Source organism: Shewanella gelidimarina (genome assembly GCF_023283945.1).
In the GTDB taxonomy this organism is placed as follows: Bacteria; Pseudomonadota; Gammaproteobacteria; order Enterobacterales; family Shewanellaceae; genus Shewanella; species Shewanella gelidimarina.
The window spans coordinates 1-16,892 of record NZ_JAKIKW010000013.1 but is presented as its reverse complement, the minus strand read 5'-3'; the positions used below and the strand labels follow the sequence as shown (position 1 = coordinate 16,892).

Here is a 16,892-nt window from a genome sequence, read left to right as displayed (position 1 = left end):
TATGTTCTTCACTCGTTGCCTTACCTCAGAGCCGCTAAACTCTCGCTGAGCGATCAAATCTTTATACTGGTTGGTATTAGTATTTTGCGGACTTTTATATCACACTTTACCAACGGGATTAGTTTAAAACGCAGTTAATTTTGTAACAGATAGTAGCAACTTAAGTAATTTCGATAAAATTGGCTAACAAGTTATGCCCCTGCTCTGTCAAAATTGATTCTGGATGAAACTGAACTGAATATATTTTCTGCTCTGGACAACTCATAGCCATTATTTCACGCCCATGTAACGGATCATCGTACCAAGCATCTAATACAAAACCGGCAGGGACGGCATCAATTAATAAAGAGTGATATCGCGTGACTGTTAGCGGGTTATTCAGGCTCGTAAATAGACCTTTCCCTGAATGCGCTATTTTACTGGTCTTTCCATGCATGACTCGCTTCGCTTTCACCACCTTTGAGCCAAATACTTGGGCAATAGCTTGGTGGCCTAAGCACACACCCAAAATAGGTAATTCACCCGCGAAATGCTTAATAATGGCAAGGGATAATCCCGCATCATTTGGCGTGCAGGGACCAGGGGAAATAACAATATGACTAGGATTGAGAGACTCAATTTCCGCTAGGGTTATCTCATCATTGCGCCTAACCGTGATGTCTTGATCCAGTTGTTGGAAGTACTGCACCAAGTTGTATGTAAAAGAGTCGTAGTTATCGATCATTAAGATCATAGGAGCGCCGTGGGCCTGTATTTCACTTGCAACATCTATGGCGAAAGAGTTCCGGTAACCCTGCGGAAAACCGCGCTAAACATCACTTTGTATTGGTTTAGTATAGTTGGGCGCTGATGCTATCACAGTGCTAGTGGATCTTCACTTGTCAGAGTGGAATAGATAGGCGATACGGCGTGTTATGCCAATAAAATCACGTAAGCCCGTTATTCATTTAAAAATGAGATTATTCAAGGCGTATACGGATGTCACTCACGATTCTAATGATAAAAACAAACACCCCATAGAGGTACATTTTAACCACTAATAATGAGTAGATAAGTAATGCGATTACATTCGTAACACTGAATTTTTTCTAATAAAAAAGCCAGTCAATGACTGGCTTTCTTCGCAGGTGACAACCTATTTTACCAAGGTCAAATGACCACGGCGTTTAGGTTCCTTAACCTCTTCTTTAGTCTCTTCAGGCTCGCTGATTTCAACCACAGGCTCTTTCACTACAGAAAGTCCTGTCTCTTCAGCGTCATCTATTTGGTACGACTCTTCTAAATCGAAAACCGTACCAGCGCCATTTTCTCTGGCGTAGATAGCAACAATTGCAGCCATAGGCAGCAACACCTGCTGAGGTACACCACCAAAACGTGCACTGAACTCAATAAACTCATTAGTGATTTGTAGGTTACCTACAGCACTTTCAGTAATATTAAGTACAATTTGACCATCTTTAACATATTGTTGTGGTACTTGTGTGCCAGGCACATAAGCGTCAACAACAACATGGGGCGTTAACTGGTTATCCATCAACCAGTCATAATAAGCCCGCAACAAGTATGGACGATTCGGAGTCAGCTCTTTCATTAGATACCCATGCGCATTTCGCGCTCAGTCTCTGTTAAAGAAGCTTTAAAGGATTCACGATCGAACAAACGAGTCATGTAACCTTTAATGTCTTTTGCTGCACGGCTATCAAGTTCGATACCCAACACAGGTAGACGCCACAATAGTGGGCCTAAATAACAATCAGCTAAACCAAACTCTTCGCTCATAAAGTAAGGCACTTCACCGAAGATAGGGGCAATAGCCGTTAAGCTTTCAGTCAACTCTTTACGAGCAGCTTCAGCACGGTCGCCTTTTCTAATACGCTCTACAAGTGCATACCAATCTTCTTCGATGCGGTGCATCCAAAGACGAGTTTGGCCACGTGAAACCGGATAAACAGGCATTAATGGAGGATGAGGAAAACGCTCATCTAGGTATTCCATAATGATGCGAGAGTTATAAAGTACTAGCTCTCTGTCTACCAATGTTGGCACAGTGTTGTACGGGTTAAGCTCGATCAAATCTTCAGGGATCTCATTTGGATCAACCTGCAGCACGTCAACCGTTACTCCTTTCTCAGCAAGAACGATACGTACTTGATGACTATAAAGGTCATCGGCGCCTGAATACAGGGTCATGATTGAGCGTTTGTTGGCAGCGACAGCCATTGATACCCTCCGGTTTCACAAATCAAAAAGCAAAAAATGCAAAAGCAAACGAGGAGCAAGGCTCCCCGTTTACAATATGCGGATAATACATTCTACCCTTTAATAGGGCTTAGTGTACATCTTTCCAGTATTCTTTCTTTAAGAGGTAAGCCACAATAAAGAAAATAAACAGGAAGCCCATCACCCACCAACCTAAGCTTTCACGCTCAAGTTTTACGGGGTCGCCAGAGTAAACTAAGAAGCCAGTGATATCACGGACGTATTGGTCATACTCTTCAGCAGAGAGTGTTCCGCCAGTCGCAACTAAAGTTCCATCTTCCTGCTTAACGGCTAAGCCCTGAAGTTCTTGCAGAACATGCGGCATACCAACAGAGGGGAAAACAGTATTATTCACACCAAACGGACGGCTTTCATCTTTATAAAAGCCCTTAAGGTATGAGTAAACCCAATCTTCGCCGCGAACACGTGCAACCAAGGTTAGATCTGGCGGTGTAGCACCAAACCACTTAGCCGCATCAACTTCAGGAATCGCATTTTCCATAAGTTCGCCCACTTTAGCTTCACCATGGACATACTTAGCGCTCATAACATCTAGCGGAATATTAAGATCAGTGGAGACTCTTTCATAACGCTGATACTGAGTGCTATGACAACCTGCACAGTTGTTTTGGAAGTGATCCAAACCACGCTGCAGCGACGCTTGATCATTTAGGTCAATGTTTGCGTCTTCAAGGTGAGCACCGCCACCGGAAGCCATCGCCAAAGTTGGGACCAATGCGACTAATGCAATCAATAATTTTTTCATTAGTGTGTCAACCTCTCTGGTACAGGCTTAGTCTTCTCGTTCTTACTGTAAATAAACAGTAGTAAGAAGAAGCCAAAGTAAGTCACTGTAAAGAAACGTGCCACGTTAGTCAGGATTTCCGTTGTAGGAACTGCACCTAAGTAACCCAATACAATAAATGATACGGCAAACTGACCAATGTTCAGCTTGTGGATCATGCTACGGTAGCGAACTGACTTAACCTTACAACGATCTAACCAAGGTAGAATGAACAGAACCGCAATGGCAAGACCCATACCGATAACGCCGATTAACTTGTCAGGAATCGCACGCAAAATCGCATAGAAAGGTGTGAAGTACCAAACCGGTGCAATATGTTCAGGTGTCTTCATCGGGTTAGCCGCTTCAAAATTCGGCCCCTCAAGGAAGTAACCACCACCTTCAGGCATAAAGAACAACACATAACAGAAGACAATCAGGAATCCTGCGACGCCCATAATATCTTTGACGGTATAGTATGGGTGGAATGGGATACCATCTTTAGGCCAACCATTCTCATCCTTATTCTTCTTAATTTCGATTCCATCTGGGTTATTTGACCCAACTTCATGTAGCGCGATTAGATGTAAGAACACCAAAACCACAAGTACAAGCGGCAGAGCAATAACATGCAGTGCAAAGAAACGGTTTAGAGTCGCACCAGAGACAACAAAGTCACCCCGGATCCACAATGTAAGATCATCACCAATAAAAGGGATAGCACCAAACAATGAGATAATAACCTGTGCTCCCCAGTAGGACATCTGTCCCCAAGGTAGTAGGTAACCCATAAACGCTTCAGCCATCAACACCAGGAAGATAAGCATACCAAACAGCCATAACAGCTCTCTAGGCTTCTGGTAAGAACCGTAGATTAAACCACGGAACATATGAAGATAGATGACCACAAAGAAGGCGGATGCCCCGGTTGAGTGCATATACCTCAGCAACCAACCATACTCGACATCACGCATAATATATTCAATAGAAGCAAACGCACCTTCCGCAGTAGGCACGTAGTTCATCGTCAACCAGATACCCGTAAGCAGTTGGTTAACCAGTACGAGCATGGCTAATGAGCCAAAAAAGTACCAAAAGTTAAAGTTGGTTGGCGTCGCATATTGACCGACATGACGATTATACGTCGCAGTCATAGGAATACGTTCGTCAATCCAATCAATGATATTCTTAACCATTACGCAGCTCCTTTATCGACACCGATAATCACGGTACCATCATCAATATACTGATGTGGAGGGATGACGAGGTTCAATGGCGCAGGTACACCCTGGAAAACGCGACCAGCCATATCAAACTTAGAACCGTGACAAGGACAGAAGAAGCCAGATGCAACACCTTCTACCTGCTCACCAAATGTATCTGGTAAGTAAGTTGGAGAGCAACCTAGGTGAGTACACAGGCCAACGGCTATGAAGTACTCTTCCTTAATTGAACGCCAGGTGTTCTGCGCGTATGCAGGCTGCTGTGGTTCCACAGAAGCGGGATCGCGAAGCTGATCATCAATAGCAGGCAGACCCGCTAAGATCTCCTTGGTACGACGAACAACCCATACAGGCTTACCACGCCATTCAACTCGAATAAGTTGACCTGGCTCGACTTTACTTATGTTTACTTCAACCGGCGCACCTGCTGCTTTCGCTTTGGCACTCGGATTCCATGACTTTATAAACGGAACCGCTACAGCAGCGGCACCAGCACCACCTACTACGGCGGTTGCTGCGGTCAGAAATCTGCGACGTCCGGTATCGACTGGCGCATTGCTCATCCACTTGTCTCCAGAGAGTGTTGGAATTTTTGTTATATCAAGTTTCTCAAAATCTGACTTACAGCCAGAGATTAAAAATCTAAATTAGAGGCGGAGCTCATTATAGCCAAAAATTAGAACCAGATCATAGTTAAAACACAGAACTAAGTTAACTATGTTGCTTTAAATGCCTATTATGTATAAAAAGAAAGCATCAAGGCTAATAAGTTCCGCAATCAAGCTCTATAGAACATCAAAAAACATCTTATTTAAACACTGCTAAATTAGACACTTACACTCTTAGATGTTGTCTTATTATTGCTATGAGTGAATAGTTGACTGAATAGGTAGGAATTGGCGGTAGGCTATAAAATTAAATATTCAAAGCAAAAAAAGGGCCTAACATTTGTTAGGCCCTTTTTTATCGAGTGATAAGATTACTTACCAGTGGAACTCTTCATGTATCTAAAGAATTCACTGTTTGGTTCAAGCACCATCACATTGCTATCACCAGCGAAACTCGACTTATATGCTTCTAAGCTACGCATAAAGCTGAAAAACTCAGGATCTTTCGTATAAGCTTTTGCATAGATCTTAGCCGCTTCAGCATCACCTTTACCACGAACGGTCAGGGCTTTACGTTCAGCTTCTGCAGTCTGAATAGTCACACTAGCATCGGTCTTAGCACGAATGATTTCAGCCTGCTCTCGCCCTTGAGCGCGATGCTCTTTGGCAACAGATTGACGTTCTGCACGCATACGTTGATAAATACTGGTGCTAACGTTATCAGGCAAGTTGATCTGCTTAACGCGAACATCAACGACTTCAATACCTAAGTCAGCAGCACTTTCTGATGCATTTCTTAGCGCATCAGATTGCAGTTCATCACGGCTACCAGAAACGATCTCTTTAATCGTACGGCGACCAAACTCAGTGCGAAGATCGTTATTTATTTTACGTTGCAACAGCGATTCAGCGTTAGCTTTAATACCACCATTGGTCGACAAATAGTAACGTTCAAAATCCAAGATGCGCCACTTCACATAAGAATCAACCATAAGGTCTTTCTTCTCTGAAGTCACAAAACGGTCCGCTGCACCATCTAAGGTTTGTACACGAGAATCCAAAAACTTGACCTTATCAAGCATCGGGATCTTTATATTCAAACCAGGAGTGTAAACTCGCGTAACGCCATCATCTTTTAAGACTTTACCAAATCGCGAAACGATTGCGCGCTCGCCTTCGTTAACCACTAAAAGTGACGATAGAGTGATTGCAATAAGTACAGCGATTAATACCGCAGTAAATTTACCCATTACTTAATTCCTCCCCGTACGATCTCCTCTTGATGGGCGACCATCAAGAGGCATGCTGCGATTATTTGTCGTGCTATTCACCGACGTTACAGGCTGTGCAGGTTTGCTTTTAGTACTCACTGAAGTTTGTGACTGACTATTTTGCATCAGTTTGTCTAGCGGTAAATACATTAAATTGCCGCTACTTTTAGAGTCAATAAGTACTTTGCTAGTCCCACTCATCACTTGTTCCATAGTATCGAAATACATACGTTCACGAGTGACATCAGGCGCCATTTGGTACTCTGGTAGTAACTGTTCAAAACGAGCAACTTTACCTTGCGCTTCAAGCGTAACTCTTTGCTGATACGCGTTGGCTTGTTGATCCATTCTCTGCACAGTACCACGAACCTTAGGCTCTAACTGACGAGAGTAAGCTTCTGCTTCACGGATAAAGCGTTGTTCATCCTCTTGTGCTGCAATCGCGTCATCAAAGGCATCTTTAACCTCTTCAGGTGGGCGAGCAGGCAAGAAGTTAACGTCAACAACGACAATACCAAGCTTATAGCTTTCGATGATGCGCTCTATCTCATCCCACGTATCACGTCGGATCTTATCTCGACCTGTGGTCAAGATATCGTCCATCGTATTGTGGCCAATAACGTAACGTAACGCACTGTCAGTCGCTTCACGCAGACTGGCATCAGCATTGACTACACTATAAAGATAATTTTTCGCATTATTCACTCGATATTGAACATCAAGTTGAACTAATACTACGTTTTCATCCGCTGTTAGCATGCTACCAGAAGCTGGAATTGAACGAACAGTTTGCACATTCACTGGAGTGACTTCATCAATGAAGGTCGCTTTCCATTGAAGGCCAGGATCTACTTCACCAATATAGCCGCCAAAACGCAGTGCAACACCCTTCTCAGCTTCTTTAACTGTGTAGAAGCCTGATAGGCCCCAAACAACAATAGCAATAGCCAAAACGATAACCAAGCTGATTGCGCTTATGCCACCGCCAGAACCATTACCTTTGCCGCCAAAGCGCTTAGAAAGGTTACGAAAAACTTCATCTAAATCAGGTGGTCCTTTATCGTTACCACCTTTTTTCCCCCAAGGGTCTTGACCCTTGTTACCGGGCTCGTTCCAAGCCATTTAGTACTCCATAGTGTATGAATTAAGCGAGATTACTAAAATAACAATTTATGCGACGACATCGTCGACGATAAAAGTTTCTATTTCACCAAGGCTCTGCTTTACCAGTCGACGCCAATCGGCCTCTAACAAGCGCACAGAGATCATACAGTTCCCCAGATCGTCATACTCTTTCTGCTGTATTACATCCAGTTTATAAAACTGGCCAAGATAATGTCCTGCCGAAGCAGGAATTTGCAAGGTTAGTTCTTTGACCGCTTTACCAACTAAATCGTTGATAGCTTCCTGAACTAGCTCCAAGCCTTTTTGCTGCTGGGCAGATACCCAGACTCGAATTGGATTCCCCTCATCATCGTAATCAATGCGAGGTTTCACCTCATCCAATAGATCGATTTTATTACAAACAATCAATTGTGGAATTTCGTCAGCTTCAATCTCTTTGAGCACTCTTTGAACTTGCTCAAAGTTATCTGCCATGTTCTCATCAGCGCTATCCACGACGTGTAATAACAAATCAGCTTGTCGTGTTTCCTGCAATGTAGCTTTAAATGCTGCAACAAGATCATGAGGCAAATGCCTAATAAACCCTACAGTATCGGCTAAAATAACATGGCCATCTGGTAACTCTAATTTTCGTAACGTTGGATCTAACGTTGCGAAAAGCTGATCAGCTGCGTAAACATCCGAAGTTGTTAATGCATTGAATAATGTAGACTTTCCAGCATTGGTATAGCCTACCAATGCCACTGTCGACATATCACTTCGTTGTCTAGCTCTACGACTTTGATCACGCTGTTTATCGACTTTGACTAAACGTCGATTAATAGTACGTATTCGCGCTCGTAACAAGCGTCTATCTGTTTCTAGCTGGGTTTCACCTGGCCCACGAAGACCAATCCCGCCTTTCTGCCTTTCTAGATGCGTCCAACCCCTAATTAGGCGCGTTGACATGTGGCGCAATTGCGCTAGCTCCACTTGTAACTTGCCTTCAAAGGTTCTAGCTCTTTGAGCAAAAATATCAAGGATCAAAGTTGTTCTGTCGAGTACTCGACATTCACACAAATGCTCTACATTTCGCTCTTGAGCTGGGCTCAATGGGTGGTTAAAGATCACCACGTTAGCATCTGTAGCCGCAACCATCGCAGCTAACTCTTCTGCCTTGCCCGAACCAACAAAAAACTTACGGTCCGGAGCACGACGACTTCCTGTAATAACTCCGATTGATTGGGCCCCAGCAGATTCAACTAAAAGTTTAAGCTCTTCTAGATCCTCTCGGCTATCTTCATCGGAGAAATCAATATGGACAAGTACTGCTCGATCTCCGGCCTCATAACGATCAAACAAAAAGCAATCTCCTCAAAAAATTACTTCTCATCAATTTCATCATGCTGAGCGTTAAAACCAGCTTGAGCATTTGTCGCTTGGTGGTTACTCACGTTAAATGGACGTGAAGGTACCACTGTCGAAATAGCATGCTTGTAAACCATCTGGCTTACCGTGTTTTTAAGCAAGATAACAAATTGATCAAACGACTCAACTTGTCCTTGTAGCTTAATGCCGTTAACAAGATAAATAGATACTGGAACGCGTTCACGACGCAATGCGTTCAAAAACGGGTCTTGTAAAGATTGCCCCTTTGCCATTTTCTAATTTCCTTTTTTATGTAATATCAATAGTAATTCTAATACTATAAAACTTTATTATTTAGTTTTAGTATTATACAGCTACAGCCAATAAGCTAGCGACTATATCGCATTACTGTAGCAAGATTGCTTTCGGCTCCGCTTTCTAGCCAAATTAAGTCAGGCCAACCACGTAGCCATGTTAATTGGCGCTTAGCTAATTGCCTAGTAGCAACAATAGCTTTTTCAACCATGGTTTCATAGTCAAATTCACCATCTAAATGCTGCCAACATTGCCGATAACCAACACATCGCATTGATGGCAGGTCTAAATGTAAGTCACCGCGAGCTTTTAGATTTTTTACTTCTTCTACAAACCCTTGACCTAACATCGACATAAAACGAGTTTCTATCGCTTTATGTAACACTTTTCTGTCGTTAGGTGCAATCGCAAATTGCACTGCTTCGTAAGGGAATGCATCTAATTTGGTTTTCGTTAACTCGGTTAACGACTTGCCACTGATCCGAAAAACCTCTAATGCCCTCGCTAATCGCTGCGGATCATTAGGGTGAATACGCTCAGCTGATACTGGATCAATACTTTTAAGTTGGTCATGTAATGCTTGCCAACCTAAGGTGTCAGCTTCTGCTGCTATTTGTGCTCGAATCGCTACATCTGCAGCAGGAAGAGGTGACAACCCTTCTATCAAGGCTTTGAAATACATCATGGTGCCACCCACTAGCAAAGGTGTTTTACCACGACTAATGATTTCTTCAATTTGGATCAGCGCATCTCTTCTAAAATCAGCAGCTGAATAACTGTCAATCGGATCAATAAGATCAATCAGGCGATGCGGCGCTTCAGCTAACTCTGCGGCATCAGGTTTGGCGCTACCAACATCCATCTGTTGATAGATCAATGCTGAGTCCACAGAAATAATTTCGCAGTCATGGTTTTTGACAAGCTCAATGGCCAGCGCAGTTTTACCTGAAGCTGTTGGGCCCATTAAGGTGATAACTTTATGTTTTTTCTTGTCAGTCACTCTGAGATTCTTTCATCCATTGCTGCCAAGGTAATACTTGGCTTTGATTATAAAGGTCGCTGATGACACTGTCATCGAGTGCATTAAAAGCTAACCACGCCTCGGCAGTGGCTGTAAAACGACCTGAGGATTGCTCAGCAAGCCAATTAACTAATGCTGCGTCACAGGGTAACTCAAATCGGATCCATTGTAATAATGCTGGGATCACGGAAGCCAATTGGCTATCTCTCAGATATGGGGGCACTTTTTTGATAATCAACTGCCCAAGTCGAATAGATAACTCAATTCCTAACTTTCTCAGCAATTGCTCTCTGTTTTCAATGACCTCGCTCCAGACCTTATCAACAGGAACAGCAACTGGCATCAGCAATGGTTGCCCAACAAGGCCTTGTCCTAACTTAGCGCTTATCTCTTCACGCACAGTTGCTTTAATCACATCTGCAATGCTCAGTAAGCTCAACGTGTCTTGCTTAGCGATCACCCAATATTTATCGGCTAATACGGGAGGCATATTGAGGGTTGCGCCAGCCACTGCATCGGTGGAGCTAGTGCTGACGACATTAGTCAACGTCGCTGAAGCACTGGTACTGAGCAAGCTCCCATAGGCATCTAAACTACTTTGGGTCGGTAAATTGACTTCAGCTCGGTGAGTTGCAGGCCTTAACGGGGCTTTATAACTGGACGCCTCGTCGCTGTAACTTGATGATGCTACTGGTGGGCGTTCGCTGACACTATAAGAGGAAGCTGGCTTACTACTGACTGGAGCAGCATAACCTTGAGCAGATGCACTTGCTCCAATGCTGGTCGATGAACGCTCCCCTGCTATATCATGCAGTGACTCAATTCCCTCAAGCTCAGTTGACTGCGCCATAGCAGATTGCAATGCCTGCAAAATATAATCATGCACGTAACGGCTTTGATGGAAACGGACCTCATGCTTTGCGGGATGAACATTAACGTCCACTTGATGCGGGTCTAGCTCGAGCATTAATACATAACCAGGTGACACCCCAGCGGCATACTCAGAAAATGCTTGCCTCACAGCGTGATTCACCAGTCTGTCTTTAACCAAGCGACCGTTAACGTAAAAATACTGTGTTTCACAATAGCCGGACACAGTATTAGGTGCTTGAAGGTAACCGCTTAAGGTTAAGTCATTATGCTGGCAACTAATATGCAAACAGGTTTCTGCAAATGCTTTGCCACACACAAGCCCCAAACGCTGTAAGTATTGGATTTCGGTATTGGCGGGTCGATAATTGCGGACACTTTTACCATTATGCTTAAGGGTAAAGTGGATATCGCGCCTGACTAACGCAATTCGCTTTAACCATTCATCGATATGGGTAAATTCCGTTTTATCACTTTTTAAAAAACGACGCCTAGCCGGAGTATTGAAAAACAGATCGATGGCTTCGATGGTGGTTCCAACAGGATGTGCTGCCGGCAATATTTGCACCGCCATCTCAGTCCCTTCGGCCTTGGCTTGCCATGCTTCGGTTTGCGCTGCCGTTCTTGACGTTAAGGTGAGGCGAGAAACAGAGCTAATACTGGCTAACGCTTCGCCTCGAAATCCAAAGCTCATAATCGCTTCGAGGTCATCAAGTGATTTCAGTTTAGAAGTGGCGTGCCGAGATAACGCTAATTCAAGATCCTCTTTAGGGATCCCTAAGCCATTATCCCTAATACGAATAAGCTTACTGCCGCCTTTGTCGATTTCGATGTCAACTTTTGTTGCACCGGCATCTAAGCTGTTCTCCACCAACTCCTTGATAACAGAAGCGGGACGCTCAACAACTTCTCCAGCGGCTATCTGGTTAGCAAGCTGGGGAGGTAACTTTTCTATAGCCATTATTTACTCTTTAACTGCAACATGATTACGCCCGCGGAATGACTAACGTTTGCCCAATTTTCAAAGTATTAGATTTAAGTCTATTCGCCTTTTTCAAGCGACTAATAGAGATCTGATAACGATGGGCAATTACCGATAATGATTCACCACTGCGCACTTTGTGCTTGGTGTTACTTCTACTGGCAAGTAGTGTATTAGCGGGAGGGTTCGCTTCAAAATACTTAACCACGCCTTTATGTACTGCTTTGGCGATATTGTTTTGATGCTCTCTTTGGGAGAGTAGACGCTCTTCCCTATGATTTGAAATAAATCCAGTTTCTACCAATATTGAAGGAATATCGGGAGACTTAAGCACGGCAAAACTGGCCGACTCAGGCTTATGTTTGTGTAGTTTAGTCACCTTACCCAAATTAGATAACACATCATCTGCAATATTGTGACTAATCGCCATTGAGCGATCCATCGACATATCGAGTAAAGTCATCGCCAAATATTGTTCATTATCCGTGTTTTGAATAATTTCACCTGCACCACCGAGCAGCTCAGAGTGTTTCTCTTTTTGCTCTAACCAACGGCCTATTTCACTGTTGGCACGGCGCATCGATAATACCCAGACAGATGCACCTTGCGGTTGGGGCGAGGTAAATGCATCTGCATGAATAGAGATCAACAGATCCGCTTTACTGTCTCTAGCAATCTCAGAACGGCGATTCAAATTGACAAAATAGTCGCCAGTACGCGTCATCACGGCTTTCATTCCAGGTGTTGCATTAATTTTTTTCGCGACTTTCTTCGCTATCTGTAATACAACTTTCTTTTCGTACATCCCCGTTGGACCGATAGAGCCGGGATCGTCACCGCCGTGACCTGCATCAATCGCAACCACCACATCGCGCAAAACACTCACGGGTTTAGCTGACTGGCTTTTAGCCTTAGCGCTGCCACTATCTAAATCAACGACTAATCGATTGCCGTAAGGCGCCGTAGGTGGAAGTGCAAACAAGCTTGCTCTCAGCGGCTTAACTAAATCAATGACAATCCTGAGCGTGCCTTTTTCTGGCGGGGTACTCTTTCTAATTTTCTTAACCAGCTTACTGTTGTTAGCAATTTTAGCTAAGTCGACTTTGTTTGATGCATTTTTCAAATCAACCACTAATCGATAGGGGTTGGTTAAGGTAAAGTGCGTATAACTCGGCGATTGACTTAAATCGAAAACGATACGGGTAGACTCGGGTGCAGCCCATATCCTTACGCCTTCGAGCTTATTAGCACTCTGCGCAAAAAAGGAGGCACCAAAGGTAAAGAGTAGTAGTACTAGCTTAAATATATTATTGTTTATTATCATTATTATTCAAACACGCCAATATTTGCTCACCCTTGGTAGAAAGGGCCTGTAATTCTATTTGTCGTCCAGTATTAACATATTTAATATAGATATGTATATCCGCTTGCGGTAATAGACCGTGACCACGATCGGGCCATTCAACGATACACAAGCTACGCTCGGTAAAATAATCTCTTATCCCCATAAACTCGAGCTCTTCGGGATCATATAACCGATACAAATCAAAATGAAAAACGTCCATACCATTTAGCTCGTATGGCTCAACCAGTGCGTACGTTGGGCTTTTCACCGCTCCGTCGTGACCTAAGCTTTGAATTAAACCACGGCTAAAAGTCGTCTTTCCAGCGCCTAAATCACCACTAAGGTAGAGCGTCAAGGGCGGTGTGATTAAGGCCGATAACTTGCTGCCTAAACTCACTGTTGCTTGCTCATCATTAAGATCTAAGATAATTGATTGCATATTCATATTAATTTAAAAAGATGTCCTAGTAACACATTGGCTAGAATGCGTTACTTTAACCTAATCATCTCGTTTTCCAAACTAGATTTCATTAACCAGCTGATGAATATAAGACATTAAATCACTGGCTAGCATACCTCGCTCACCGTCTTTAGCCGCGAGATCGGCTGCATCACCATGAATGACAACGGCTATATAAGCCGCCTGCATGTTGCTGAAACCTTGCGCCATCAAGGCGCCAATGATCCCAGAGAGCACATCTCCGCAGCCACCACTGGCAAGGCCGGGGTTACCAACAGGGGCGACAAGGCAGTCATTACCGTCATAGATAAGGGTACCAGCACCTTTTAAAACGATAACTCCGCCATATTTTTGATGTAATGTACGAACCGCCTTGAAACGGTCTTTCTCTACCTCTTCAGTACTCACTCCAAGTAATCGACCCGCTTCACCTGGGTGTGGGGTTAGCACCCAATTCTTATTCGACAATGGAAAATGACACAGCAAATTTAATGCATCAGCATCTATCACACTGGGTTTCTCAGCTAAGTCGACCGCTTTAAGTAAATTGTAACCCCAATCAGTTGTGCCCAAACCGGGCCCAATCACTAGAACATTAGCCCAACCCAGTTTAAGGTAAACTTCCATATCGACTAACTCACAACCCCAAAACATCAGTTCCGGTCGAGTGGTACAAACCACCGCATGATGTTCAGGCCTTGAAATCACAGTGACAAGTCCGGCTCCAGCTCTCAAACATGACTCAGAAGCTAATCTTACCGCACCAGACATGCCTAAATCACCACCGATAACGGTAACTTTACCGCTATCACCTTTGTGGGAATCCCTTCTTCTTGGCAAAAAAATGTTAGGCAGATCGTTACTCACCAACTTCTTCACTTCACTGAGAGGCAAGAAAGGAGTTAAACCAATATCTGCCAGTAGTAATTTACCGCAAAAGTGCCGAGCTTGACTGGTTAACAATCCTTGCTTAATCCCTCCAAAGGTAAGGGTTATGCTCGCTTCTATAGCAACCTGTTTAGCGATTCCGGTATCAGGCTCTATCCCTGATGGAACATCAAGTGACACTACCCAAGCACCACTGCGATTTACAGCACTAATTATCGCAACAAGCTCATCACTGAGTTCACCTTTAGCCCCTGTACCCAATAAACCATCAACAATCACTTCAGCTTCAACGATTCTATCGATACAAAATGGACAAGTTTTACCACCAACGCCTTCAAAATGTGCAATAGCAAGCAACAGCTCGGCAGTGGGGTTATGAGCCACAGAGGCTTGTAAATAGACCGTTCGTCCAGCCTTAATTAACAGTGATGCAGTAACATAAGCATCAGCGGCATTATTGCCATGCCCCGCTAAAACCAAAATGGTTTGAGAGTCAGCACTTTGAGTTTGCAGCAGCTCAAAGGCAGCAGATGCAGCCTGTTCAACGAGCCCATAAAGGCTTGTTTTGCCACAACGTACAGCGCTAGCCTCGGCCTCCCTCACTTGCTCGACTGAGTATAATGATACTAATGCAGACAGATTTTTTTCGTTCATTAAGGTGTCCCCACGACAGAATTACGACCAACTTAGAATGTTAGTAACTGAGACTTAAACACAAATGAATTGTTCATCCGTAAGGCATTTAAATCACCGTAAGTTGATCTAACACAAGTATAGGCCGCTACAGGCGGGATCAAAAAAGGCACCAGAAGGTGCCTTTAATCGATAGAAGAAGCAGACTATTAGATGTCGTCCATGCGGATACTGCTATGAACCAAACGCTGTTGCTGAATTTTCTCAACCCTAACGAGATCTTCAAGTGCACCTTTTGTCTCGGCTGATGCTGAAGAAAGGGAGGTTTTTTCAATTAGACCAATCAGCTTATTATCGAGCTCAAGGTGTAGCTCTAAAATATCTTCTTCGCTCATATTTGCTGGCAGAGTTTGCTTTAAGCAAAAAGCCGAGAAATCTTCAAACACAATATCCTTGTACCAAGTATCGAGTATTTTCTTAGGAGCTGCATCGATATAGTTTTCAAGTTTATCGGCGGTTTGACGCTCATGCTGTTGAAAATATTCAAGCATTAACTTTACACGTGACGAGTCAGCTTGTGAGTGTAAACGGCTATATAGCTGTGCCATTTCAAGTCGACAAGTTGCTACATAATTTAAAAGCTCACTAAGTTGTTGAATACGCATTTACCGCTCTCCTATCGCTTGCATTTTAGATAGCAAGCTAAAAATCAATTTGACGATATTATGAGCTGAACGCACTACGCAATAGTTGATGCTAGTCATACTTTGCCAACTAGAAAGTGGCCAGCCTTAAAGATAGTTAAAAAAATGAGTGCTTGATCACGCCATTCCCAGCTTCGTTTAAGTAGAGAGGTTAAGGGATTGAGCGATATGGGTCTTAAAGGAATTATTATTATCTGATGAAAGGAATGTAAAAACTGGCGCTAGCTTCTGATTTAGCAATAGTGAATACCAACCTATGCTCTTTACCTTAGAAAAAGATATCAGCTATTTCTACGAACATGGCAGAGCTAATCTCATGTTCATATTACGGCAGTCTTTAAAAAGGGAAGCTTAAATTTTTTAGCTGCAAGGGGAAGATTGGAGCGAGTTTTTGATGTTACAGAGAGTAGGTTCGAACTGATGACCTATACCTTGGCAAAAGAAGGTATCAACTATTTCGATGAACACAATTGAGCTAATGACGCGCTATTCTTAAACGCGATGTTGCTAAAGACTTTTGTTAAGGGAATTTGTTGTTATTCGAGAGGGAGATTGGAGCGAGTTTTTGATGTTACAGAGAGTAGGTTCAAACTGATGACCTATACCTTGGCAAAAAAACGGTATCAACTGTTTCTAAAAACACAACAGAGCTAAGTTTGGAGTTTTACTTGAGGAAGATTGGAGCGACATATCAGGTTCGAACTGATGACCTATACCTTGGCAAGGTATCGCTCTACCAACTGAGCTAATGTCGCGTAATCTTTTTAAAATTGAAACGACATATCAGGTTCGAAAAAACTAACCGATGATCTATACCTTGGTAAGGTATCGCCCTTTTGCTCTAATAAAGAGTCAACTGAGCTAATGTCGCGTAAATCTTTTTAAAATTGGAGCGACATATCAGGTTCGAACTGATGACCTATACCTTGGCAAGGTATCGCTCTACCAACTGAGCTAATGTCGCATAAATCTTTTCATCACACTCTAGCTGTGTACATTAACCAAAGGTATCGTTTTCACCTTTAGCAACTGAGCTAATATCGCGTAAATCTTTTTT

At 43.3% G+C, this 16,892-nt stretch carries 16 protein-coding genes and 3 tRNA genes; all 19 read right to left on the bottom strand.

Going from position 1 to position 16,892, the window contains the following annotated elements; genetic code table 11:
* Positions 1-160: 160 nt before the first annotated feature.
* Positions 161-733 (bottom strand): anthranilate synthase component II, encoded by a 573-nt coding sequence (locus tag L2729_RS12235; RefSeq protein ID WP_248988526.1) that lies wholly within the window; start codon positions 731-733, stop codon positions 161-163.
* Positions 734-1,135: 402 nt separating this feature from the next.
* On the bottom strand, positions 1,136-1,591 hold the full coding sequence (locus L2729_RS12230) for a ClpXP protease specificity-enhancing factor (RefSeq protein ID WP_248988525.1): 456 nt from the start codon (positions 1,589-1,591) through the stop codon (positions 1,136-1,138).
* The gene (sspA, locus tag L2729_RS12225) at positions 1,591-2,220 is read right to left on the bottom strand and encodes a stringent starvation protein SspA (protein ID WP_101092520.1); all 630 of its coding nucleotides are present in this window, start codon (positions 2,218-2,220) and stop codon (positions 1,591-1,593) included. The genes L2729_RS12230 and sspA overlap by 1 nt, the downstream gene beginning before the upstream one ends.
* A 109-nt stretch (positions 2,221-2,329) precedes the next feature.
* Positions 2,330-3,025 carry a cytochrome c1 gene (locus tag L2729_RS12220; RefSeq protein WP_248988524.1) on the bottom strand — a complete coding sequence of 232 codons (696 nt, stop codon included), beginning with the start codon at positions 3,023-3,025 and terminating at the stop codon, positions 2,330-2,332.
* Complete coding sequence (locus tag L2729_RS12215) at positions 3,025-4,239, bottom strand: cytochrome b (RefSeq protein WP_248988523.1); 1,215 nt, start codon at positions 4,237-4,239, stop codon at positions 3,025-3,027. Before L2729_RS12215 ends, L2729_RS12220 begins: the two co-directional genes overlap by 1 nt.
* On the bottom strand, positions 4,239-4,829 hold the full coding sequence (gene petA / locus L2729_RS12210; protein ID WP_101092523.1) for a ubiquinol-cytochrome c reductase iron-sulfur subunit: 591 nt from the start codon (positions 4,827-4,829) through the stop codon (positions 4,239-4,241). Before petA ends, L2729_RS12215 begins: the two co-directional genes overlap by 1 nt.
* Before the next feature lie 416 nt (positions 4,830-5,245).
* Entirely contained in the window at positions 5,246-6,124 is an 879-nt protein-coding gene (gene hflC / locus L2729_RS12205; RefSeq protein WP_248988522.1) for a protease modulator HflC, read from the bottom strand.
* 3 nt (positions 6,125-6,127) lie between these two features.
* Entirely contained in the window at positions 6,128-7,267 is a 1,140-nt protein-coding gene (gene hflK, locus L2729_RS12200) for an FtsH protease activity modulator HflK (protein ID WP_248988521.1), read from the bottom strand.
* Between the two features lie 48 nt (positions 7,268-7,315).
* A complete protein-coding gene (gene hflX, locus L2729_RS12195; protein ID WP_248988520.1) occupies positions 7,316-8,611 on the bottom strand; it encodes a ribosome rescue GTPase HflX in 1,296 nt (431 codons plus the stop codon).
* A gap of 20 nt (positions 8,612-8,631) precedes the next feature.
* Complete coding sequence (hfq, locus tag L2729_RS12190) at positions 8,632-8,910, bottom strand: RNA chaperone Hfq (protein WP_101092527.1); 279 nt, start codon at positions 8,908-8,910, stop codon at positions 8,632-8,634.
* A gap of 95 nt (positions 8,911-9,005) precedes the next feature.
* Positions 9,006-9,932 (bottom strand): tRNA (adenosine(37)-N6)-dimethylallyltransferase MiaA, encoded by a 927-nt coding sequence (miaA, locus tag L2729_RS12185; protein ID WP_248988519.1) that lies wholly within the window; start codon positions 9,930-9,932, stop codon positions 9,006-9,008.
* Positions 9,925-11,784: a DNA mismatch repair endonuclease MutL gene (mutL, locus tag L2729_RS12180; RefSeq protein WP_248988518.1), complete on the bottom strand. Its 1,860-nt coding sequence runs from the start codon at positions 11,782-11,784 to the stop codon at positions 9,925-9,927. Before mutL ends, miaA begins: the two co-directional genes overlap by 8 nt.
* Positions 11,785-11,809: 25 nt before the next feature.
* Complete coding sequence (locus tag L2729_RS12175) at positions 11,810-13,129, bottom strand: N-acetylmuramoyl-L-alanine amidase (protein ID WP_248988517.1); 1,320 nt, start codon at positions 13,127-13,129, stop codon at positions 11,810-11,812.
* On the bottom strand, positions 13,113-13,589 hold the full coding sequence (gene tsaE, locus L2729_RS12170) for a tRNA (adenosine(37)-N6)-threonylcarbamoyltransferase complex ATPase subunit type 1 TsaE (RefSeq protein ID WP_232775159.1): 477 nt from the start codon (positions 13,587-13,589) through the stop codon (positions 13,113-13,115). Before tsaE ends, L2729_RS12175 begins: the two co-directional genes overlap by 17 nt.
* A gap of 81 nt (positions 13,590-13,670) precedes the next feature.
* The gene (locus L2729_RS12165; RefSeq protein ID WP_248988516.1) at positions 13,671-15,152 is read right to left on the bottom strand and encodes an NAD(P)H-hydrate dehydratase; all 1,482 of its coding nucleotides are present in this window, start codon (positions 15,150-15,152) and stop codon (positions 13,671-13,673) included.
* Between the two features lie 188 nt (positions 15,153-15,340).
* Positions 15,341-15,796, bottom strand: coding sequence for a hypothetical protein (locus L2729_RS12160; RefSeq protein WP_248988515.1), 456 nt, complete (start codon positions 15,794-15,796; stop codon positions 15,341-15,343).
* A 718-nt stretch (positions 15,797-16,514) separates the two neighbouring features.
* Positions 16,515-16,590, bottom strand: a tRNA-Gly gene (locus L2729_RS12155).
* Positions 16,591-16,609: 19 nt separating this feature from the next.
* Positions 16,610-16,706: transfer RNA gene (locus tag L2729_RS12150), tRNA-Gly, on the bottom strand.
* A gap of 17 nt (positions 16,707-16,723) precedes the next feature.
* Positions 16,724-16,799 (bottom strand) — tRNA-Gly (locus tag L2729_RS12145).
* Positions 16,800-16,892: the final 93 nt, after the last annotated feature.